The sequence below is a fragment of the Rhodospirillales bacterium genome (assembly GCA_016712595.1).
Classification (GTDB): domain Bacteria; phylum Pseudomonadota; class Alphaproteobacteria; order Rhodospirillales; family Defluviicoccaceae; genus Defluviicoccus.
Genome location: JADJQT010000002.1, coordinates 801,866 through 822,961 on the forward strand (window position 1 = coordinate 801,866; position 21,096 = coordinate 822,961).

16 protein-coding genes and 1 pseudogene are annotated in these 21,096 nt (G+C 65.7%); 8 read left to right on the forward strand and 9 right to left on the reverse strand.

Annotation, left to right across the window (positions count from 1 at the left end; translation table 11 throughout):
* The first annotated feature begins 96 nt into the window (after positions 1-96).
* From IPK66_15550 to IPK66_15560, 3 genes are read left to right on the forward strand one after another with little or no spacing between them, the layout of a single operon-like run.
* Entirely contained in the window at positions 97-858 is a 762-nt protein-coding gene (locus IPK66_15550) for a damage-inducible protein (GenBank protein MBK8176621.1), read from the forward strand.
* Positions 773-2,296, forward strand: coding sequence for a DNA polymerase Y family protein (locus IPK66_15555; GenBank protein ID MBK8176622.1), 1,524 nt, complete (start codon positions 773-775; stop codon positions 2,294-2,296). The genes IPK66_15550 and IPK66_15555 overlap by 86 nt, the downstream gene beginning before the upstream one ends.
* Positions 2,293-5,559: an error-prone DNA polymerase gene (locus tag IPK66_15560; protein ID MBK8176623.1), complete on the forward strand. Its 3,267-nt coding sequence runs from the start codon at positions 2,293-2,295 to the stop codon at positions 5,557-5,559. The genes IPK66_15555 and IPK66_15560 overlap by 4 nt, the downstream gene beginning before the upstream one ends.
* 138 nt (positions 5,560-5,697) lie before the next feature.
* On the opposite strand, the gene IPK66_15565 is transcribed toward IPK66_15560, so the two are convergent.
* Positions 5,698-6,018, reverse strand: a complete 321-nt coding sequence (locus IPK66_15565) for a hypothetical protein (protein ID MBK8176624.1) — start codon at positions 6,016-6,018, stop codon at positions 5,698-5,700.
* Between the two features lie 601 nt (positions 6,019-6,619).
* On the opposite strand from IPK66_15565, the gene IPK66_15570 reads away from it, so the two are divergent.
* Positions 6,620-6,865, forward strand: coding sequence for a hypothetical protein (locus IPK66_15570; protein MBK8176625.1), 246 nt, complete (start codon positions 6,620-6,622; stop codon positions 6,863-6,865).
* A 6-nt stretch (positions 6,866-6,871) separates the two neighbouring features.
* The gene (locus IPK66_15575) at positions 6,872-8,278 is read left to right on the forward strand and encodes a hypothetical protein (protein ID MBK8176626.1); all 1,407 of its coding nucleotides are present in this window, start codon (positions 6,872-6,874) and stop codon (positions 8,276-8,278) included.
* 222 nt (positions 8,279-8,500) lie between these two features.
* Here IPK66_15575 and IPK66_15580 read toward each other — a convergent pair whose 3' ends face one another.
* Complete coding sequence (locus IPK66_15580; GenBank protein ID MBK8176627.1) at positions 8,501-11,092, reverse strand: DEAD/DEAH box helicase; 2,592 nt, start codon at positions 11,090-11,092, stop codon at positions 8,501-8,503.
* Positions 11,082-12,101, reverse strand: coding sequence for a DUF1837 domain-containing protein (locus IPK66_15585; protein MBK8176628.1), 1,020 nt, complete (start codon positions 12,099-12,101; stop codon positions 11,082-11,084). The genes IPK66_15580 and IPK66_15585 overlap by 11 nt, the downstream gene beginning before the upstream one ends.
* Before the next feature lie 663 nt (positions 12,102-12,764).
* Here IPK66_15585 and IPK66_15590 point away from each other — a divergent pair.
* Positions 12,765-13,622 (forward strand): alpha/beta hydrolase, encoded by an 858-nt coding sequence (locus IPK66_15590; GenBank protein ID MBK8176629.1) that lies wholly within the window; start codon positions 12,765-12,767, stop codon positions 13,620-13,622.
* A gap of 10 nt (positions 13,623-13,632) precedes the next feature.
* On the opposite strand, the gene IPK66_15595 is transcribed toward IPK66_15590, so the two are convergent.
* The 5 genes from IPK66_15595 to IPK66_15615 form a co-directional block, all read right to left on the reverse strand.
* Positions 13,633-14,043, reverse strand: a complete 411-nt coding sequence (locus IPK66_15595) for a hypothetical protein (protein ID MBK8176630.1) — start codon at positions 14,041-14,043, stop codon at positions 13,633-13,635.
* 128 nt (positions 14,044-14,171) lie between these two features.
* The gene (locus IPK66_15600; GenBank protein MBK8176631.1) at positions 14,172-14,588 is read right to left on the reverse strand and encodes a hypothetical protein; all 417 of its coding nucleotides are present in this window, start codon (positions 14,586-14,588) and stop codon (positions 14,172-14,174) included.
* A 14-nt stretch (positions 14,589-14,602) separates the two neighbouring features.
* Positions 14,603-15,940 (reverse strand): recombinase family protein, encoded by a 1,338-nt coding sequence (locus tag IPK66_15605; protein ID MBK8176632.1) that lies wholly within the window; start codon positions 15,938-15,940, stop codon positions 14,603-14,605.
* Positions 15,937-16,383, reverse strand: a complete 447-nt coding sequence (locus tag IPK66_15610; protein ID MBK8176633.1) for a DUF2924 domain-containing protein — start codon at positions 16,381-16,383, stop codon at positions 15,937-15,939. The genes IPK66_15605 and IPK66_15610 overlap by 4 nt, the downstream gene beginning before the upstream one ends.
* A complete protein-coding gene (locus IPK66_15615; protein MBK8176634.1) occupies positions 16,373-16,582 on the reverse strand; it encodes a hypothetical protein in 210 nt (69 codons plus the stop codon). The genes IPK66_15610 and IPK66_15615 overlap by 11 nt, the downstream gene beginning before the upstream one ends.
* A 209-nt stretch (positions 16,583-16,791) precedes the next feature.
* On the opposite strand from IPK66_15615, the gene IPK66_15620 reads away from it, so the two are divergent.
* Together IPK66_15620 and IPK66_15625 are read left to right on the forward strand one after the other, a co-directional pair.
* Positions 16,792-18,375, forward strand: coding sequence for a hypothetical protein (locus tag IPK66_15620; GenBank protein MBK8176635.1), 1,584 nt, complete (start codon positions 16,792-16,794; stop codon positions 18,373-18,375).
* Between the two features lie 9 nt (positions 18,376-18,384).
* Complete coding sequence (locus tag IPK66_15625) at positions 18,385-19,080, forward strand: IS6 family transposase (GenBank protein ID MBK8176636.1); 696 nt, start codon at positions 18,385-18,387, stop codon at positions 19,078-19,080.
* A 108-nt stretch (positions 19,081-19,188) separates the two neighbouring features.
* Here IPK66_15625 and IPK66_15630 read toward each other — a convergent pair.
* A pseudogene (locus IPK66_15630) lies at positions 19,189-20,739 on the reverse strand (IS21 family transposase).
* Positions 20,740-21,096: the final 357 nt, after the last annotated feature.

Below are 21,096 nucleotides of genomic sequence, written 5' to 3' on the forward strand. Positions count from 1 at the left end.
GGACCGTTCCCGCCCAACGAAAAAGAGTCGCGTTGACTCCGGCCACCTTCACTGAGAACATATAAGGAACATTATTGCTGCGGGCCGAGGAGGTCCATGATGCAATCCCGGCCTCAGGCCGTGATCGAGACGTTGCGCCTCCGCATCCGGGCGATCGAGTCGGGCGGGCGAACGTCACGCGGGGTGTTGCCGTTCGGCATCCACGTGCTCGACTCGGCGCTGCCCGAGGGTGGGCTGGCGCTCGGGGCTCTTCACGAAGTCGCCGGCGGCGGCGCAGGCGCGGTCGATGGCGCGGCCGCGGCGCTGTTCGCGGCCGGCATCGTCGCGCGGAGCCCGGGCCTGGTGCTTTGGTGCGTGACGCGACCCGATCTCTTCGCCCCGGCGCTCGACCAGGCTGGGCTCGATCCGGATCGGGTAATCTATGTCGAAGCCGGCGACGAGAAGACGGTCTTGGCCTGTTTCGAGGAGGGGCTGCGCCATGGGGGGCTCGGCGGGGTGGTTGCCGAGGTGGCGCGCTTGTCGGTGACCGCCTCGCGGCGGCTTCAACTCGCCGCCGAAAACTCCGGCACCATTGGGGTCGCGGTACGGCGCTGGCGGCGGGCGACGGAGGCGGCCGATTTCGGCCAGCCGACGGCCGCCGTGACGCGCTGGCGCATCTCCGCTCTGCCCTCGACGCCGCTGCCTGTGCCTGGAGTCGGCCGGGCCCGCTGGTTCGTCGAACTGATCCGATGCCGCGCCGGAGAATGCGCGGAGTTCGTAGTGGAAGCGTGCGATGAAGAGGGTCGTCTCGCTGTTCCTGCCGACCTGGCCGACCGATCGGCTGCGTCGGGCAATGGGCGCCACCGCGCTTCCGCCTGAGGTGCCGCTGGTTCTGATCGGGCGCGACGGACGCCGTCGCATCGTCTGGGCTGCCGACGCCGCTGCTCAGCGCCTCGGCCTGCGTCCCGGCATGGCTGCCACCCAGGCCCATGCCCTCGTTCCCGGCCTGCAAACCCACGACGCCCAGCCGGCTGCCGATGACGCCGCCCTCGACCGTCTGGCGGTATGGGCGTTGAAGCACTATTCGCCAGCGGTCGCCGCGGATCCACCCGACGGCCTCGTCATCGATGCCAGTGGTGCTGCGCATCTGAAGGGCGGCGAAGCGGCGATGCTCGTCGACCTCACCGAGCGTCTGATGACCGTCGGCGTTCGGGCACAGGCCGCCATGGCCGGATCTCACGGCGCCGCCCACGCGCTCGCCCGCTATCGCGCCTCCCCGACGCTCGTCGTCGCCGACGGCGCAACCGGGGCGGCGATCGCCGATCTGCCGATCGCGGCCTTGCGCCTCCCGCCGCATCTGGTCGCCGGCCTCAAGCGGATGGGGTTCGAGCGCATCGGCGAACTGGAGGCGCAGCCGCGCGCGCCGCTGGCGCTGCGGTTCGGACCCGAGGTTGGTCGACGGCTCGATCAGGCGTTCGGCCGGTGCTTCGAGCCGATCACGCCGATCGCAGCACCCGAACTGATTCAGGTCCGGCGCAATTTTGCCGAACCGATCGGCGCTGCGGAGACCATCGCTCGTTACGTCGGCCTGCTCGTCGTCGACCTCTGCACCGCGTTGGAGAACCGCAGCCTCGGTGCCCGGCGCCTGGATCTCCTTTGCCACCGTGTCGACAACCGCATCGAGGCGGTCCGCATCGGCACCGCCAGGCCGCTGCGCGACATCAAGCGGCTGACCCGGCTGCTCGGCGACCGGATCGAGACCATCGAGCCTGGGTTCGGCATCGAGCTGATGACCTTGTCGGCGCCGATCGCCGAGCCGCTCGACTACCGGCCGGCGGCGACGAGCCTGAGCGAGGTGGTCCTGCCGGACGTGGCCGGGCTGATCGACACGCTCGCCAATCGTGTCGGGGCCGACCGGCTCTACCGCTTCGCAGCCGTCGAAAGCGACGTGCCCGAACGGTCGATCCGCAAAGTTGCGCCGCTGGCCGGACCCACCGGAGACCGCTGGCCGCCGCACTGGCCGCGACCGACCCGGCTATTGTCGCCTCCCGAAGCGATCGAGACCATGGCGTTGCTCCCCGATCACCCGCCCGTGCATTTCACCTGGCGTGGGATGCGGCGCCGGGTGAAGCGGGCGGATGGGCCCGAACGGATTTATGGGGCGTGGGGCCGGCGCGGCGCCGGGCTGTCGGCGTTACGCGCCGAGGTCCAGGTCGAGGATGCGGCCGGCGAGCGCTTCTGGCTGTTCCGGACGGGCAACGGCGAGGATCCGGCTACCGGTCTGCATCGCTGGTTCCTGCATGGCGTCTTCGGATGAGATACGCCGAGCTCCAGTGCGCCTCGCACTTCTCCTTCCTGCGCGGCGCCAGCTCCTGCGAGGAGCTGTTCAGCCAGGCCGCCGCCGGCGCGATCGCGGCGCTGGCGATCACCGACCGCAACAGCCTGGCCGGTATCGTCCGAGCCCATGAAGCCGCCAAGGCGACCGGCGTCCGGCTGGTCGTCGGCTGCAGGCTCGATCTCACCGACGGCGCCTCGGTCCTGGTCTACCCGACCGACCGGCCCGCCTATGCCCGGCTCTGCCGGCTGCTGTCGCTCGGCAAGCGGCGCGGCGGCAAGGCCACCTGCATCCTCGGCTGGGAGGACGTCGTCTTTTACGCGGAAGGCCTGATCGGCGTGCTCGTCCCGGACATGGCAGACGCGGCTTGCGCCGCGCAGCTCCGGCGCATGGCGGAGGTCTTCGGCGACCGGGCGCATATGGCGATGACGATCCGCCGCCGGCCGCGCGACCAGCTTCGCCTGCATGAGCTTTCGAACCTCGCCGCCCAGGCGCGGGTCCGCACCGTCGTCACCAACGACGTGCTGTTCCACCATCCCTCCCGGCGCGTTCTACAGGACGTCGTCACCTGCGTCCGCGAAGGCTGTACCATCGACGACATCGGCTTTCGGCGCGAACGATCCGGCGACCGACATCTCAAGCCCGCGGCGGAGATGCACCGGCTGTTCGCCCGCTATCCGCAAGCACTCGCCCGGACGCTGGAGATCGCCGACCGCTGCCGCTTCAGCCTCGACGAGCTGGCCTACCAATATCCGGAAGAGGCGACGATCCCGGGCCTGACGTCGCAACAGGCGTTGGAGCAGCTGACCTGGGAAGGCGCCGAGCACCGCTACCCGGAGGGCCTGCCCGACAAGATCCGCCGGATTCTGCGCCACGAGCTGACGCTGATCGCGCAGCTCGGCTATGCGCCTTACTTCCTGACAGTCAATTCGATCGTGCAGTTCGCGCGCTCGCGCGACATCCTCTGCCAGGGCCGCGGTTCGGCCGCCAATTCCGCGGTCTGCTACGTGCTGGGCATCACCTCGATCGATCCCGAGCGCAACGACCTGCTGTTCGAGCGCTTCGTCAGCCAGGAGCGGAAGGAGCCGCCGGACATCGACGTCGATTTCGAGCATGAGCGGCGCGAGATCGTCATGCAGTGGGTGTTCGACACCTATGGCCGGGATCATGCCGCCCTCTGTTCGACGGTCATCCGCTACCGCGCCCGCGGTGCGCTGCGGGACGTCGGGAAGGTGCTCGGCCTCTCCGAGGACCTGATCAAGATGCTGTCGTCGCAGGTCTGGGGCTGGAGCACCGAAGGGGTCGAGCCGAAGCATGCCGAGGAGTTGAACCTCAACCTTGGCGACCGCCGCCTGCGCCTGGCGCTGGACCTTGCGCGCCAGCTGATCGGCACACCGCGCCACCTGTCGCAGCATCCTGGCGGCTTCGTCTTGACCAACGACCGGCTGGACGAGCTGGTGCCGCTTGAGCCGGCGGCGATGAAGGACCGCCAGATCCTCGAGTGGGACAAGGACGACATCGACGCGCTGAAATTCATGAAGGTCGATATCCTGGCGCTCGGGATGCTGAGCTGCATGAAGCGCGGCTTCGATCTCTTGGCCAGGCACAAGGGGATCGAACTCGATCTCGCCACGATTCCCGCCGAGGACCCACGCACCTATGCGATGATCCGCAAGGCCGACACGCTGGGCGTCTTCCAGATCGAGAGCCGGGCGCAGATGGCGATGCTGCCTCGGATCAAGCCGCGGACCTTCTACGACCTCGTCATCGAGGTGGCGATCGTCCGCCCCGGGCCGATCCAGGGCGACATGGTCCATCCCTATCTGCGCCGGCGCGAGGGCAAGGAGCCGGTCGACTATCCAACACCCGAGCTGGAGAGAGTGCTCGGCAAGACGCTCGGCGTGCCGCTGTTCCAGGAACAGGCGATGCGCGTGGCGATCGAATGCGCCGGGTTCACCGCCAGCGAGGCTGACCAGCTCCGCCGCGCCATGGCGACGTTCAAATTCACTGGCGGCGTCAGCCACTTCAAGGACAAGCTCGTCTCCGGCATGGTCGAGCGCGGCTACACCCAGCAGTTCGCCGAGCGGACCTTCAGCCAGTTGGAGGGCTTCGGCAGCTACGGCTTTCCGGAAAGCCACGCAGCCTCCTTTGCGCTGATCGCCTACGCCTCGTCGTGGATGAAGTGCTGGCACCCCGACGTATTCTGCGCGGCGCTGCTCAACGCCCAGCCGATGGGCTTCTACGCACCCGCCCAGATCGTCGGCGACGCCCGCGACCACGGCGTCGACGTCCGGCCGGTCTGTGTCAACAGTTCGCGCTGGGACTGCACCCTGGAGCGGACCGACGGCGATCGGTTCGTCGTCCGGCTCGGGATGCGCATGGTCCGCGGTCTCGCCAACGCCGACGCGGCGCAAATCCTCGCCGGCCGCGCCGACATGCCCTTCACCGGCATCGACGACCTTTGGCGCCGCTCCCGGGCGCCGATCGCGAGCCTCGTCCAGCTGGCCGAGGCGGACGCCTTCCGGCCCGCGTTCGGGCTTTCCCGGCGCGAGGCGCTCTGGGCGATCAAGGCGCTCCGCGACGCCCCGCTTCCCCTCTTCGCCGCCGCCTCGGCGCGCGAGCAAGCGGCCATGCCGGAGGTCAACGAGCCGGCCATCGCGCTGAAGGCGATGACCGCCGGCCGGGAGGTGGCGGAGGATTACGACCATGTCGGCCTGACGCTTCGCCAACATCCCGTCACGTTCCTGCGGCGCGACTTGGCGCGACGGAAGGTCATGACCTGCGCCGACGCCGCCGCCTCTCGGGACGGGCGATCGGTGAAGGTCGCCGGCCTGGTGCTGGTCCGGCAGAAGCCCGGCAGCGCCAAGGGCGTGATGTTCATCGCCATCGAGGACGAAACCGGCATCGCCAATCTGGTGATCTGGCCGCCGCTGTTCGAGAAACAGCGGCGGGTGATCCTGTCGGCCGGAATGCTGGCGGTGGATGGCTGTATCCAGCGCGAGGGCGAGGTGGTCCACCTCGTCGCCTATCGGCTACACGACCTCTCCATCGCGCTGGCCAGCGTCGGGGAGCGCGATCCGGCGACGCTTCCACTGCCGCATGGGCGGGACGACGAAGTTCACTATGGCGGGCCGGGCCGCCGCGACCCCCAAAATCTATCGCCGGGCGCGGGAAAGCCGCGGGACATCTACATTCCGGACCTGTCTCTAAAAGCGATCAAGATGAGGACGCGGGATTTCCGATAAGGCGAGTTCTCTCTTGGACACTCGGGATCGTTGGGCCTGAAACGGGTCGTCTATAGGGCCACCGCTTGGGTTTCCAGCTCTCTGATCATCCGGGTATGGGCTTGGCCGATCTGGACGCGGCCGAGGCCGAGCCGGTTGTCACAAACGATCGTCAAGGCCGTTCATGACCTTGCCGACACAGTCGCTTTCGAGTTCTTTTCGCCGCAGCCGGGTCAGCAGACAAATCTGGCGAGAGAGGGACGTCATCGAGCTCATTAAGCTTCTACGAAGATGCCTCTGTGCGCTCGACGCGCCAATGGCCGCGTGCGCCGCCCAGAAGCACGTGGCCGAAGATTCGAGGACATCGGGGATCAGATCTTCGGCCTCCGGTTCGGCCGTCTTGTCACCGAGATGGCAGCTGGCGGCGATCGTCTTATCAAGCCGTTCGGCGGTATCGCCGATTGACAGAATGCGGTTCAAGAATCTCGGACGAGCGAAAGCTCGCTTCCGGCGAGGCTGTTCCGTTTGACCGCCGAGTCCTCCGAGCGCAGCCTTCGTCCGGCAATGAACGAGAAGGCGGAACGTATCGCTCGCAACGCATTGAAAACAAAGCATAAAAACAGAGACGTTTGGATCCGGGCTCGCTTCGCTCCGCCAGTCACTCTCCCCGGAACGCTCTCTCAGCCGATCCACAAGCCGGAAAAACGCGTTGTTTCAAAGGCGTTTGCCGCCGCCCCTGAGAACCATGCCGCCCAACCGAGGCCCCTGGCGTTCTCTCTTTAGCCCCGTTCTCTGAAAGCTGGGAACTGCGCCCGTTCAGTACTCAGCTAACGATCCCAGCGCTCTCAATGGGTTGCAGGGCCGGCGGCTGAGTACTGTTTCGAGCGAGCAATTGCCATGTGAAGCGTTCTGCAAATGTTCCGGATGGGATTGCCGCCGTCGACCTCGATCACGACGAAGCGGCAGAAAATCTCGCGAGCTTGCTCTCCTGGACCGTGGGCGTGGCGCCGAGGCGGCCGGGCTGTCGAGGCTGATAACCCTCTGCCCCTGTCGAGCGCGCTCATGCTATTCTCATGACGCCATGGACATCGACGACAACCGTATCGACGACGCCGTGCTGGCGCTGCTGCTGTTGGGCCTGCACGATGGTCGGCGCGCCTGGAAGTCGTTCGACTGGAACACCCTCGACCGGCTATACGCTAAAGGTTTGATCTCCGATCCGGTCGGCAAGGCGAAGTCGGTGATGTTCACCGACGAGGGGCTGGAGCGCGCCCGTTCGCTGTTTCAAGAGATGTTCGCATCATCGCCCGCGTCGCCGGAGCCGTGACGCGGCATGGCGAAGGCGAAGAAACTTACCCCGGCGGCGGTAGCGGCACTGGGGGCGGAGCGGCTGGCGGCGCTGCTGCTGGAGGCGGCGGAGTATGACCCGGCGCTGATGCGCAGCGTGCGCATCGCGGTCGCGAGCCGCATCGATGCCGCTGCGGCCGCGGCCGAGATCGACCAGCAGATCCGCAGTTTGCGGCGAAGCACCGCGTTCGTCGACTATCGCCAGCGGATGGCGTTTGCCCGCGATCTCGGCGCGCTTGTCGATGCCATCGCCGGACCGCTGGCCGATCTCGACCCGGCTGGAGCGCTCGCGCGCATGCTCGACTTCATCGCCCTCGCGCCGTCGGTCTTCGAGCGAAGCGATGACAACGGCACCATCGGCGATCAATTCCAGACGGCGTGCGCGGCGGTGGCGGCGCTGATCGAGCGTACCCCGCCGGGTCCGGCGATCGAGGAGTTGGTGCGGCGAGGATATGCGCTCTACCTCGCCGACGATTACGGCGTCGCCGATGGCCTCGTCGCCGCGCTTGCCAAAGGCCTCAAGCCGCAGCGACGTGCGACGCTGAAATCGTGGATCGAAGCCGATCTCGCGCGCCGTCCGTCGGACGCGGCGCAAGACGAGACGTCGGCCCGCGGTCGCCTCGACGCCTGGCGGTTGGCCCGCGCGCTCGCCGACGTGGCCGACGCGGCAGGCGACGTCGACGGCTACTGCGCGGCCCAGCAGCGGATGGGTCCCCGCGTCTGCGACGATGCCGGAATGGCGCGACGGCTGCTCGACGCAGGTCGCCCCGCGGACGCTCTTGCCGCCCTCACCGCGGCCGAGCCCAACCCGGCGAAGAACGCCACCGAGCTCGCCGACCTGCGGATCATCGTTCTCGACGCGCTCGGCCGCGGCGAGGAGGCGCAGGCGCTGCGCTGGAGCGAATTCGAGCGCGGACTGCGCGTCGAACCGCTGCGAGCGTACCTGAAGCGGCTCTCGGACTTCGCCGACGTAGACAAGGAGGAAGAAGCGCTCGATCTGGTCGCCACCCACCCGGACGTTCAGGGGGCGCTCGCTTTTCTGACGGCCTGGCCCGACCTGCGACGAGCGGGGGCTCTGGTGCGGGTCAAGTTCGACGGCATCGACGGCAACGGCTGGTGGACGCTGACGCCGGCAGCCGAACGGCTGGAGAACAAGGAGCCGCTGGCGGCGTCCCTGCTCTATCGCCGCATGATCGACTTCACCCTCGATCGCGGACGCTCGCAACGCTACGGCCACGCCTCGCGTCATCTGCTGTCGTGCGCAGCGCTCGCGCCCCTGGTCATCGACTGGCAGGGGCACCAACCGCATGCCGAGTACGCACTCGGCCTGCGCCAGCGACATCCACGAAAGTCCAGCTTCTGGTCGCGCGTCGATGGACCGACAGGGAAGTAGCGGCCCCTGTGGAAACAGCGTATGCCCCGATAACGCACCCGACAGGAACTGCCCGCTTCCGCTTTGCGACAGACTGGTCGGCCCGCGTGCCCACGCTCGATCCCAGGAGCGTCAGTTTCGGGGATCGGGTAGCGGACGCCGAAGATTGCGATATCAGACAGCGTCTGGCGGATTAGGGTAAAGTCCGCATCCGCCGGAAAGCCTCACGGCGCAGTCAGATCTTTATTGGGCCACCAGCGGCGTGCGGCGCGCCAACATAATCTCCACCTCGCGCTTCACAATCGCCGGAACGTCGAGTGTTTGCCACCTCCTCGTCTGGAGCCACTCAAACACGGCACTCTCGGCCAACCTATCGTCTGCAAGAAACTCGTTGAGCGCGACCGCGCTTGTCCGTGAGAGTCCGAGCCCGATTAGAGATAGCAGGGTTTGAGTAGCTACCCCAAATTCGAGAAACAGGTCAAACCTCAGCTCTTCAGGGAACAGCTCTGATTTCCCTGTCTCGTCCAGATGCTGCTTAAGGACGTCGAGATAGGCAGCAAGGTACTTTGGAGCGCGAAAGCGCGCGACCTCCTCTACATCACGCATTGTGTCTCTGATGACAACAGGGATTTTGTATTGGCGATTATGCTTCTCAAGATATGCAATGCGCCGCCGGATGATTTGGCCTAGCGGAAGGCCGCGCATCCATTCAACAGTAACGAGCGCGTGGATCGGAATTGCACTCGCGGGAAAGAATGCGGGATAGACGTTCTGGTTGATACGGTGGAAAGTCGCGACGAGCCTAGGATGAGCGTCGTCGCTCTCTGGACTGGACGGCAGCAGCTCCTCAACCGGCTTTTTGCGACTTCGAAAATAGTTCAGCAGGCTCTGCAACGCAGCGGCACTGACGCCCGGATGGCGCGATATGAGGCGGGCAGGAAGGTCAATTTGTGCTAGGAGCGCCCCTAACCTTTCATCCAGCGCTTGAGCGTAAGGGGCGGGCAGGCGCGCAGCCGACGGAGCTGAAAGAAAGCTTCCTTCGCGGGCGCGCCACGCCAGCAGATAAGCCGTGACCTGCTCAAGCGAGGGGTTGACGGCCGAGGGCTGCATCCCGCTCCTCGCTTCCAAGTAATCGAGCATCGGCTGGGGACGTGTCAGAACAACATCTGTCTCGCGGTTGATTGGATAGCGAGCCCGCTCCGGCACGCCGTGAGGCCAGAGTTTCGGGCGGTTCACGTCTATGCAAATGATATTTCCACTGAAATCCTGCCCCCAGCGGCCTGCCCTGCCAGCAAGGTTCCAGAAGTCGTGCGGAGCCATCGGGGTTTTTTGCCCCTTTTTCGGGCCTCTCGCGACAATCGTTCTGCAGGCGAGATTAACGCCTTCGACCAGAGTTGACGTGCACACGAGAAATCGAATTTGTCCATCTTTGAAGAGGCGCTCGATTTCTGACCGCAGCAGGGTCGGCATGTTCCCGTAGTGAAACGCCACGCCCCGGCGTGCCAGCTCCACGAGCTGAAAGTCGGGATGGATAGTGTCTCTTGCAAAGTCCGAAAGGTCTTTAAGTTCGGGATCGACATCAGCCGATGGAGCGCCAAGGGCACCATATATCTGCCAGGCGATCTTCTCGGCATCGGCAGGGCGGTTCGCGTAAACAAGGGTGCCGGTCTGATTGCGGCCAACCGCAAGCGCAAGGTAGGACAGCCGCTTGATGTCGGTGTCGGGTTTTGCATGGAGCCTGACGACGCCGAGAGGTTCTGTAACGCCGCCCTGTCGAAGCAGAAGTTGCCACTGATCCGAGTGACGCGGCATCTGCTCGGCGATAATGAGGTTCTGCGTGACGGTGGAGGTGGCGTTCGGAACGACAGCGGTAGCCAGTCCTGCGGGTGCGTCCTCAACCAGCGCTTCAGGGTTTACTGTCAAGGGACTCAGAAAAATGAGCCTGCCGTCCGGGTTTGAGCGCGTAACGCGCTCGATTGCGTCCTGAAGTATGACGCCTCGCAATCCGTCCCCGATCTTATGCGCCTCATCGACGACCGTGATATCCACGGACGGACCCTGGGTCATCGCATTAAGGAAGACATGCAGGCGTTCCTGCGTGAACACGAGAATGGTCGGCCGTGACCGGTCTCCGAGCGCTGCAAGTGGCAAAGAGGCAACGCGAAGGCCCGCAATCTCATAGGCGGCGGAAATCTCCAGCAGCTCCCGCTCGATCTCTCCTACGAGCGCTCTTGTCGGAGCAAGAAATACGGCAAGCTTGGTCCGCTGGGCGGCGAATTCGTTCAGGAGCCACTGAAGAACGAGGTAGGTCTTGCCGCATGCAGTTGGCGCGGAAGCAGAAACCCAAGAGGCGCGCTGGAGTTCGTCCCAGAAACTCCTCTGGAACCTATTAGCGGTTATTGCGTGGCCTCTGATCGGCGAGAGAGACTGCACAAGCTCCCGGCGCGCCAGCAGCATTTGCTCAGTAGCGCCGAACCGCTCGTCGAACTCTTCAGCAAGAACATTCCTGTCGATCGCGAGGCGAACCGCACGGTGATTTGCGAGCTGCGTCAGCACTGTAGCGCTGGCTTCGGCAACGCGGCGATCGCCCGAATGCAGCAGCCCTGCCTGCGCTACAGCGAGCGCCATTTCATTTGACTCAGGAGAATCTGATGCGGAGAGGACGCTGCCCGCAAACAGCAGGCGCTTCCAGTCTGGACGGTAATCCTGGATCTGGGAGTCAGTGGCGGAAAGGCCGCCAATGCTCCTGGCCGCTGTGTAGCGCGACAGAATTCGCAGCTCGTAGGCGAGCCCTTCTGGCGAAAGAATCCACGATTGCAGCTCTTCAAGAGTCATTCTGCACCCTCAGCAAGCTCAGAAAGTAGGAGCGGAATTCACCTGCCGAAGGTAGTGGAATGCAGATAAAATGAATGTCGAACTTCTCCAGCTTTTCGTGACAGACCCGCCCGTCAGTAGCGTTGGCCCATGTATTCAACTGTTTCGTTATAGCGGCGGCAAGCTCATCTACCTTTGCTTCGTTGTCAGAGCCGGGATAGCAGTCGCAGTCGAACGCCGACAGCGCAAACCCGCAGTGGCGCACTGAAAGCGACGAGGGATCGTTCTTGTCCAGAAATTTCTTCAAAGCGGCGATCACTCGCTCGTCCGTAAAATTTGCGAACTCATTGATGAGCAGAAGGTCCTGGTCACGGGCCGCGTCCTCACCTTCGGGCTCGCGCAGGAACGGTGCCAGAGACTCCATACAGCTCCGAATCGCGGCGGCGGCATCCCCATAGATTTTGGATTCTCCCCAATAGAGGTTGAGTCCGCCATCAGCCCGCGCTTCGGCGTAAACGCCGTCCGATCCGTGGTAATGCATGCTGGTCGACGTCTTGAGCGTCATCTTGCAAATGATCTGTGTGAGGTCGAATAGGGCCTCCGCCATCGCGAACAGGAGCAGCTCTCCGCCTTCACCGGTCGTCGCCAGATGGGTAAAGAGTCGGCGAGCGCGCTCGTGGAGGTTCGACATCGCCGCCGTCGATCCGGTGTCGGTAAACTGCTGGATCGCGTCCCGAATCGTCTTGCGTGGAATGGCATAATCTATGATCTGGTCCCGAAGAAACTCGGCCAGAGGCTTCATGCGGATACGACCGTTGCCATCGACCGGCAGGAAATAACAATGGAGCTTCGTTTTCGTCGTGCCGACAACAACATCCCGCTTTAGGCAGATCAGATGCGCGGCGATGGGCGATGCGCCGCCGCGCCGCAGACAAGCTCGTAGCGCGGCATCCAGATCGAACGGGTCCGCAGGCTCTGGTTGAGACGCGGCGCCTTCGGGTGCATTGTGTTCCGCAAAAACTTTCGTCACTTTTGTTCCTTAAAACTTCGCGCCCCGTCGGCGTTATTTCAGCCGTTTCTTCGCGGTAGAGCGTCAGCCCTACCTCAAAATGGGCCTGCAATGGGCGTCACCCCGTTCGCTCCCGGAGAACCCCGCGTCGCCCTTGGTCGTCAGCTCAGCGCGCAGGTGGCGGAACAGCCGCAGGCGTATTTCGCTCAGCGGCGGCGCTGGCCGGCAGATCGACCGCGTTCTCTCCGGGTTACGGAATCGAAACTCCAGCACTGGTGGTAAAGGGCGTGCCCCGCGATGCTTCCCCCATGCGAAGGAGTGTACCCGATCGAGCCATGCGGCGGAATACGCCTTGGGGCTACTCCGCTATCGCAGTTGTCGGCCCGCTGAAAAATTGACGCCGGACCGACGTCTGCTATCGATTGCCGCGAGCCGACGCTCGTGGCGAGATTCGCCGGTTCGGCGCCGTCGCTTTTCCGCCGACCACCCCAGCATGTCGTCACGCCGATGCCCCGGCTGCGACGCATCCGCCTGCCGGAGGCCACTGCCTGCCGACTCGACGATTGCGACCGCCCGTGCTGGGGTCGCTCCGGTCTGCCCGGATCCGACTTCCGGGATGTGGATGGCCACGACGTCGGTCTACACTGCCTGGCGGGCGATCCCCGGCAGCTGGTAGTACAGGCCATGCTTATCGATATCGGCGAGATCCGGCTGAACTATGCGATGTGGGGCGCTGGTGAAGAGACCGTCGTGTTCATTCACGGCAATCTCGCCTGCGGCATGTGGTTTGATCTGGTCGCATCCCTCGTCTCGCAGAACTTCCGGGTCATCGCCATAGACTGGCGCGGCTGCGGCGGCTCGGAAAAGCCCGCGTCCCTGTCCGACTATTCCAACTATACGATCCGACAGCATGCCCTGGACATGCTCGCGGCGATTCGCGGCCTTGGCATCGATCGCTGCCATCTCGCCACCCATTCCACCGGTGGTCTTATCAGCAGCTACATGCTGCTGATGGAGCCGGAGCGCTTCGGCAAGGTGCTGGCGCTCGATCCGGTCGGCCCCATGGGGCTGCGCTTTCCAGCCGAACTCTTTGCGCTGTTGGAGGCGATGAAGGCGTCACGGGAGAGAACACGCGCGACATTGGCGCTGACGGCGTCGACGCTGTTCCGTCCGGAGACCCTGGCTACGGCATCGCAGCCGCGGTTCGCCGACCACACCACCTCTGCTCAGAGGCAGTTGTTCGAGCGGCTCGTCGATCGGACGCTTCAGGTTTCCGACGGCATCTGGTTCGGAACCGCGACCGATCTCGATCGCCAGTGGCGAACCGGCGGCCTGCGCGATCAACAAGGGATGATTGAACATCGGCACCTCGTGCTGTGGGGAGCCCTTGATCCGTTTATCCCGAAGCAGGACATGGAGGAGATGGCGGCGGGGATGCCGCATTGCCGTCTAACGGTCGTGCCCGGCGTCGGTCACTCGATGCTCATCGAACGCCCGGAGAAGTACGCACGGTACTTCGTCGAATTTTTTTCACAGTGGTAAAGGCTAGAGATCATGCACAGCCGGTCGTGCGCAGCAGCCACGCCGCGGAAAGTCCCCAGATCGCGTTGGCCGCGAGCACGAACAACGGCGTCAGCGCGCCCAGGCCGAGGCCGAAAAGGCCGTCTCCGGTCTCATGCGGAAACACGTAGAGCAATTGAAACGCCGACGGCGCGAGACCGAGAACGATGCCGCGCAGCCACCAGTGTCCTCGCACCATCGGCAGCATGAACAAGAAGCCCCATAAGCCGCCCCAGACGATGCGCGGGTAGAGCCAGTTCGGCGTCAAACCGGGGGCGATGTCGATGCCGAGGCGTGCGGTGAGGTGATAGGCACCGGCCGCCCAGATCGCCAGGCTGGCGACCAGGGCGCCGAAAGCGCCGGCAGCGAAACTCATGGACGCGCGGTCGAGGAACTGTCGCATGCGGTTATGGGTAAATGCCGAGATCGAGGTGGCGCTTCCGCCACGCTACTGCAAGCCGCCCCGCCCAGCCCGGTCAATTCGCTGAACGACTGGCGGACAGGCCAGCTCCGGAGTGGTTTCCCGGTGCTTCATCCGGACTGGCCGATCGCAATGCTCTCGCGCTGCTCCGCCCACGTGCTCGGCATCACCCGTGTCAGGTCCTCCAGCTGCGTCGCCTTCGGCTGTCGGCCGTCCAGGATGGCTTCGACGATGTCCGGCGCCAGCAGCGTCAGGCGGAGCAGGCGGTTGACGAAGCTGCGGGTGACGCCCTCGGCTTCGGCCAACTCGCCAGCCGATCGATATCGGCGCTCTTCCAGCATCGCCTTCCAGCGCTGCGCCCGCGCCATCGCGCGGATCAGGGTCTCGTCCGGCCGTGGCTTCGCCGGCGCCCAGGCGTCGCCGCCGTCCGGGGCGATGATCACCTTGCGGCCGCCACGGCGCTTCCACGCCATCGGAATGCGGACGGTGATGGTCTTGCCGTCGAACTCCCAGTTCTCGCCAGTCATTGTCTCTTTGGAGTTCATGCCGCTTTCGCCTTCCGAGACCGGAGCTCCTCGACAAGCGTCTGCAGCCCATCGGTCCGTAGCCGGACCCGCATGTCCTCGGCCGACAGGTCGATTCGCTCGACCAGTAACCGGACGATGCGCGCCTGCTCGGCCGGGAACAGCTCGTCCCACAGCGGCGCGAAGTCGGTGATGGCCTTGACGACCTCGCGCTCGGGAATCGGTTCGTCGCCCTCCCGCTTCGTCGCCGACCACGTCCGGGCGATGATCTCGGGCGTGCGCAGCAGGTGCCGCACCTGGGCGACGACCGCTTCCTCGACCTCGGCCGCCGGCACGCTACGCACCGGGCAGTCGGCGTAGCCCTGGCGGATGGCGTCGGTGGCGAGGTAGTAACGATAGAGCTTGCCGGACTTGCGGGTGTGCGACGGCGTCATCGCGTGGCCACCCGGGGCGAAGATCAGGCCGCGCAGCAACGATGGCGTCTGCGCGCGTGTGCCGTTGCCGCGCGCCACCCGATTGTCGGCGAGAACGGCGTGAACTTTGTCCCAGGTCCCTTGATCAATGATCGCTTGGTGCTCGCCGGGGTGGCTCGTCCCCTTGTGAACCGCCTCGCCGAGGTAAGTGCGATTGCCGAGGATCTTGTAGATCGCTCCCTTGTCGATCGGCTTGCCCGGCCTAGACTTGCCATCCTGCGTCGTCCAGGATTTGGTCGTGTGCCCGGCGCGCCGGAGTTCCTGCGCAAGCTTCGTCGCCGAGCCGAGCCGCAGGAACCGGTCGAAGACGAGCCGGACGAGGTCCGCTTCGGTCTCGTTGACCACCAGCTTGCGATCGACCACGTCGTAGCCGAGCGGCGGGATGCCGCCCATCCACATGCCGCGGGCCCGTGAGGCGGCGAACTTGTCGCGGATGCGCTCGCCGATCACCTCGCGCTCGAACTGGGCGAACGACAGCAGGATGTTCAGCGTCAGCCGGCCCATCGACGTCGTCGTGTTGAACGCCTGCGTGACGCTGACGAACGAGACGTCGTGCCGGTCGAACACCTCGACGATGCGGGCGAAGTCGCCGAGCGAGCGCGACAGCCGGTCGACCTTGTAGACGACGATGACGTCGACGGCGCCGGCCTCGACATCGCGCAGCAGGCGCTTCAGCTCCGGGCGTTCCATGGTTCCGCCGGAGAAGCCGCCGTCGTCGTAGCGATCGCCGACCAGGATCCAGCCCTCGCTTTTCTGGCTCTGGATGTAGGCCAGCCCCGCCTCGCGCTGCGCATCCAGCGAGTTGAACTCCATCTCCAGCCCCTCTTCCGAGGACTTGCGCGTGTAAATCGCGCAGCGCACCTTGCGGACGGGTGCTTTCATTTGGCGCTCCGGTGATTGCGCAGACCCCAGAAGAGGGGCCCACTCCAGCGTGTGCCGGTAATCGCCCGCGCGATCGCCGACAGCGACTTGTACGGCCGGCCCTGATACTCGAAGCCGTCGTCGATGACCGTCGCGCAGTGCTCGACACCCTGCCATTCGCGGATCAGCCGCGTGCCGCTGATCGGCCGGTCGCCTTTGCGCACCGGCAGTTTGCCCTTCAGCCGCCGATCCTCCTCCTCGACCAGTGCCTGCAGCTTCGCCTCGGCACGCGCCGACAGCCCGCCGAAGGCCAGTTCCTGGATGCGGTAGGCGAGCCGCTTGACCAGGAACGGCCGGTTGTAGGGCGGCGGCTCACGGTCGTAGAGCTCGCGCCACAGCTGCTTCAGCTCGGCCGTCGATTTCTCCGGGAGCGCCGCGACCTGAGCTAACGTACTATCCTGCATGGCGTTTTCTCCGTCCACGAAGGGTTCGGCCATGCACGCTCTGCCGGGCGGCGAAGTCCAGGGGAACCTCTCCGGTGTCGGCGGCCTGCGCTTCGCGACGTCGCGCGCGCAGGCGCAGCAGCCCGGCTGCCAGGATCTCGCCGACCTCGCGCAAGCGCTCCTCGGCGGTCATGCGGTCGGGATCGAGCGCGTTACGCATGAACGCGGTTCCTCCTGGCGAAGCGGTAGCCGGATGCTGTATATAGGACTTTATTCTTAATTGCAATCCCGGTATGCTACGGTTGCGGATCCCGGCGCTGCGTGCAGGCCTTGTGCGCCTGCCGGTACCGGGGCCGCCCCCAGCGCCCGGAGATCGTCCGCCATGCACTCTAGAACAGAAAGGGGCGCCGATCGGCACCGCAGCCGCTCATGACCGGCACGCAAGGCGGGCAACGCGAGTCGGCGTTGCTCACCGAGCTCTGTCTGCAGCTCGACCAGCGTATCGAGGAGATCGCCCGGCGTCTGCTTGGCGAGCCGAACCGGGCGCTATCGACGCGCAACCAGCTGCGCTTCGGGCGCAACGGCAGCCTGGCGGTGGAGATCGCCGGCGCCCGCCGCGGGCGATGGTACGACCACGAGCAGAAGCAGGGCGGCGGCGCGCTCGACCTCGTCGTGCGATGCACCGGCCTGTCGCGGCGGGACGCCGCCGAGCAGGCGGCCGGTGAGTTGGGGCTCGATGTCGAGCGGCGCTCGTCGCCGCGTCGGCGGATCGTCGCCACCTACGACTACCGCGACGAGACCGGTGCCGTGCTGTTCCAGGTGGTGCGCTATGCGCCGAAGACCTTCCGCCAGCGCTGTCCGGATGGCCGCGGCGGCTGGAGCTGGCGAGTGCGCGGCATCCGCCAGGTGCCCTACCGACTGCCGGAACTGCTGGGCGCCGCCCTCGACGTCCCGGTGTTCGTCGTCGAGGGCGAGAAGGACGCCGACCGCCTGGCCAGCCTGGGCTTGGTCGCTACCTGCAACGCTGGCGGGGCCAACACCTGGCCCGAGGCGCTCACCCCGGCGTTTGCCGGCCGTACGGTCTGCATCCTGCCGGACAACGACGCTGCCGGCCGCAACCATGCGCACAAGGTCGCCGCCGCGCTCGAAGGCGTCGCCGACAGCATCCGCATCGTCGGCCTACCGGATCTGCCGCCGGGCGGCGACGTCTCCGACTGGCTCGATGGCGGCGGTGACGCAGCGGCACTCCTGGCGCTGGCCGATTCGTCGCCGGCTTGGCAGCCGCAGGCGGCCGGGGGGTCGGAGGACGTCCCGAGGGATGCGCTGGTCCCTTACTGCGACGAAGCGCTGACGCTGGCGTTCTCGGAGCGGCATGCCGACGATCTGCGTTACTGCGAGTTCTTCGGCCGTTGGTCGGAATGGCGGGCCGGCCGCTGGCGCGAGGACGTCAAGCGGCGGGTGTTCACCCTGGCGCGTCGGCTCTGCCGCGACCATTGCGCCGGAGCGCTGCGCGGTATCGACGACGAGAAAGCGGCGGCGCGGATCGGCGCCGGCATCGCCAGCGCCAAGACAGTGGCGGCCGTCGTCAACCTGGCGCGTGCCGATCCCCGCCATGCGACCGCCCACGAGGATTGGGATGTCGACCCGTGGGCGCTGAACACGCCCAAGGGGATCATCGACCTGCGCACCGGCAAGATGGGACGACACGACCGCGGCGCTCTCCTCTCGAAGATCACCGCCGTCGCTGCTGCCGACTCGCAATGCCCGCGCTGGCGACGTTTCCTCGATGAGGTCACCGGCGGCGACGTGGACCTGCAGGCGTTCCTCGCCCGGGTCGCCGGCTACGGCTTGACCGGCAGTACCCGCGAGCACGCGCTGTTCTTCCTCTACGGCACCGGCGCCAACGGCAAGGGCACGTTTCTCAACACGCTGACCGGCATTCTCGGCGACTACGCGCAGGTCGCCAGTATGGCACTGTCACGGGAACGTTGGCCTGCGCCACCGCCGCGGTAGCCTGCGGGGATGCAGCCTGTCTCGTACGCCCGTCACCAATTCCCGCCGAGCGTGATTCAGCACGCGGTGTGGCTCTATCTTCGTTTCCAGCTCAGTCTCAGGGACGTCGAAGATTTGTTGGCCGAACGCGGCCTGGACGTCAGCTACGAAACGATCCGTCGCTGGGTGATGAAGTTCGGTACGGCTTACGCGAAGCGGCTCAAGGCTGGACGCCCGAAACCGGTCGGACGGTGGCATCTCGACGAAATGTTCGTCTCGATTGGTGGTCGACCAATGTATCTGTGGCGCGCTGTGGATGCCGAAGGGGAAGTGCTGGACATCCTGGTCCAACGCCGCCGCAATAAGCATGCTGCGCTTAAACTTCTTCGCAAGTTGTTGAAAACGCGGGGAATGAGTCCCGACGCCATCGTGACGGACAAGCTGAGATCCTATGGGGCAGCACTTCGCGCGCTCGGCATGCAGCGACGACACGTAACTGGTGGCCGTTCGAACAATCGCGCCGAGAATTCACACCAGCCCGTGCGACGACGAGAGCGGGCGTGGCTGAGGTTCAAGAACCCGGGGTCAACCCAGCGCTTTCTGTCCGCTCACGCTGCCGTCTACAACACGTTCAACGTCCAACGCCATCTGATCTCGCGCCGAACCCTGCGTATCTTCCGTGCCACCGCCTTTGCTCAATGGAGCATCGTTACGAGCGTCGCGTGAACACACGCGAGCAGCTTTCCCCAGTTCGAGCGTCTCGTGAAGATGTGACAATGCCCTTCAAGGCCTTCAGCTTCTCGAGATTTGGGTGGTGCATGGGGTCTCTCCGTCTCAGTGATAGTAGGTGGAACCGCGGACATTCTGGTGGAGGCCGGCGCCGCCGCCGGGTGGATCGGCCGCAGACATCGGGTCGGTGATCCGGCCGCTGGACAGCCACTGGCGGACGTAGCGATACGAGCGTACGTTGGCGCTGAGCGCCGCCGCGGCAGCGGCCTGGAGGGCGGCGGTGCCGTAGCGGGCGCCGAGCCGGATCAGGCCGGCGACTTGGCGGGCCGCCTGCTCGGGGTGATCGGCATCCTGGAAGATCAACTCGGCCAGCACCGCCACGGCGCCGCCGAAGGCGGTGATCGTCGCCCGTACCGCCTCGGGCGTCAGCCGCAACACCGCCCGATGGCTGGCCGGCCGGTGTTCGTCGAGGGTGACCGCGAGCCGCACCGTCGCCGGCGAGGCGAGCCGCCGGGCATGGCTGGCGACGCGCTCGGCCCTGTGGAAGATGCTGACCAGGCTCGCCGTGCGATGCACATCGACCGTCTTGCCGATCAGCCGGTAGGGCACCGAGTAGGCGACGCCCTCAATCACCACGTGATAATCCGGCGGCACCTTGTGCCGGCACCAGCGGCCGATCTCGAACGGCTCGGGCGGCAGCGCCTTCAACAGCGGCTACTCGTGCGCTTTGAACAGCTTGGCGCGGCTCAGCGTGCTGTCGGCGCTGAGCGGGCGATCGTTCAAGACCGCCAGCTCTTGGCGGATCGCCCGGTTGAGATCGTCCAGGCTGAAGAACACCCGGTTGCGCAGTGCCGCCCGCACCCAGCGTTGCACCTGTTGCGCCGCGTTCTCGGCCAGCGGCTTGTCGCGCGGCTTGCGAACCCGCGCCGGCACCACGCCGATGCCGTAGTGGCGCGCCAGCTCCAGGTAGGAGCGGTTGATCGCCGGATCGTAGAAACTGGCATGGCTGATGCCGGTCTTCAGATTGTCCGGCACCAGCTTCGGCACCGAACCGCCCCAGCTGTCGAACATCCGGACATGGCTGGCCAGCCAGTCCTCGGCGCCTTGCGTCCAGGTTGCCTCGGCGTAGATGAGGGTCGAGAACGGCAGCGAGGCGACGAACACGCTGGCCTGGCGTTCGCCGCCCGGCGTCGCCACCGCCATCGTCTGGCCGGCGTAGTCTACCTCGCACATCGCCGCCGGCGCCGGCGTCCGCCGCAGCCGCGGTTCGGCCGGGAGCCGCTGGTGGGCGCGGTAATGGCGGCGGAACTGGCTGTAACTGTAACCGTCGGCGTGCCGGTCGCGATACTCCCGCCAGAGCAGCTGCAACGTCACCCCGCGCCGGCGCATATCCGCCGCCACCGCACTCCAGTCGGGCGTCGGCCGGACCACGGTCAGCTCAGGGCACTTGAACAGCACCGCCTCGACCGCCGCCTCGCTCATCTCGGCGACGTCGGCATAGCGCACGCCAGCCGTGCCGGCGCGCGCCAGATACTCGCCTACCGTCGTCCGCCCCAGCCGGACCGAATCCTGAATCTGCCGGCGCGAATAGCCCAGCTCGCGGGCCAGCCGCAGAACTTCCTTCACACGTCTCATGTCTGACCATCCTCGCGGCATCCAGTTCCTCCCGGCAAAAAACCAGAGAGGCGCTCATACCGCTTTCAGTCAGGTCAGACCCGGAACTCAACCAAAACGCGTGCCGTCCGGCTTGCCCATGCGTGGCCGCTTTCGTGAAAACAGCTGACCGCTTTCCATGAAAACGGCCGGCCGCTTTCGATGATCACAGCTGACCGCTTTCAATGATCATGTGCAGCTTGTGCCCAGGCCGGAGCCGACGGCGGGATCAGGGCGGCTGCCGCAACGAGAACCAGGCAAGACATCAGATTACGGATCGTCGATCACAAAAAGAACATGGTGATGCCCCCTACCTCTATTTTTCTTTTCGTGTAACAAGCATCGACCTATTCGCCCGGA

Excerpts from the sequence above, each read along its gene's own strand:
- IPK66_15555 (MBK8176622.1), top strand. The coding sequence starts at position 773 with ATGAAGAGGGTCGTCTCGCTGTTCCTGCCGACCTGGCCGACCGATCGG.
- IPK66_15625 (MBK8176636.1), top strand. The coding sequence starts at position 18,385 with ATGCAGCCTGTCTCGTACGCCCGTCACCAATTCCCGCCGAGCGTGATT.
- IPK66_15570 (MBK8176625.1), top strand. The coding sequence starts at position 6,620 with ATGGACATCGACGACAACCGTATCGACGACGCCGTGCTGGCGCTGCTG.
- IPK66_15595 (MBK8176630.1), bottom strand. The coding sequence starts at position 14,043 with ATGCGACAGTTCCTCGACCGCGCGTCCATGAGTTTCGCTGCCGGCGCT.
- IPK66_15560 (MBK8176623.1), top strand. The coding sequence starts at position 2,293 with ATGAGATACGCCGAGCTCCAGTGCGCCTCGCACTTCTCCTTCCTGCGC.
- IPK66_15590 (MBK8176629.1), top strand. The coding sequence starts at position 12,765 with ATGCTTATCGATATCGGCGAGATCCGGCTGAACTATGCGATGTGGGGC.
- IPK66_15580 (MBK8176627.1), bottom strand. The coding sequence starts at position 11,092 with ATGACTCTTGAAGAGCTGCAATCGTGGATTCTTTCGCCAGAAGGGCTC.
- IPK66_15610 (MBK8176633.1), bottom strand. The coding sequence starts at position 16,383 with ATGCAGGATAGTACGTTAGCTCAGGTCGCGGCGCTCCCGGAGAAATCG.
- IPK66_15600 (MBK8176631.1), bottom strand. The coding sequence starts at position 14,588 with ATGACTGGCGAGAACTGGGAGTTCGACGGCAAGACCATCACCGTCCGC.
- IPK66_15575 (MBK8176626.1), top strand. The coding sequence starts at position 6,872 with ATGGCGAAGGCGAAGAAACTTACCCCGGCGGCGGTAGCGGCACTGGGG.
- IPK66_15605 (MBK8176632.1), bottom strand. The coding sequence starts at position 15,940 with ATGAAAGCACCCGTCCGCAAGGTGCGCTGCGCGATTTACACGCGCAAG.
- IPK66_15550 (MBK8176621.1), top strand. The coding sequence starts at position 97 with ATGATGCAATCCCGGCCTCAGGCCGTGATCGAGACGTTGCGCCTCCGC.
- IPK66_15620 (MBK8176635.1), top strand. The coding sequence starts at position 16,792 with ATGACCGGCACGCAAGGCGGGCAACGCGAGTCGGCGTTGCTCACCGAG.
- IPK66_15615 (MBK8176634.1), bottom strand. The coding sequence starts at position 16,582 with ATGCGTAACGCGCTCGATCCCGACCGCATGACCGCCGAGGAGCGCTTG.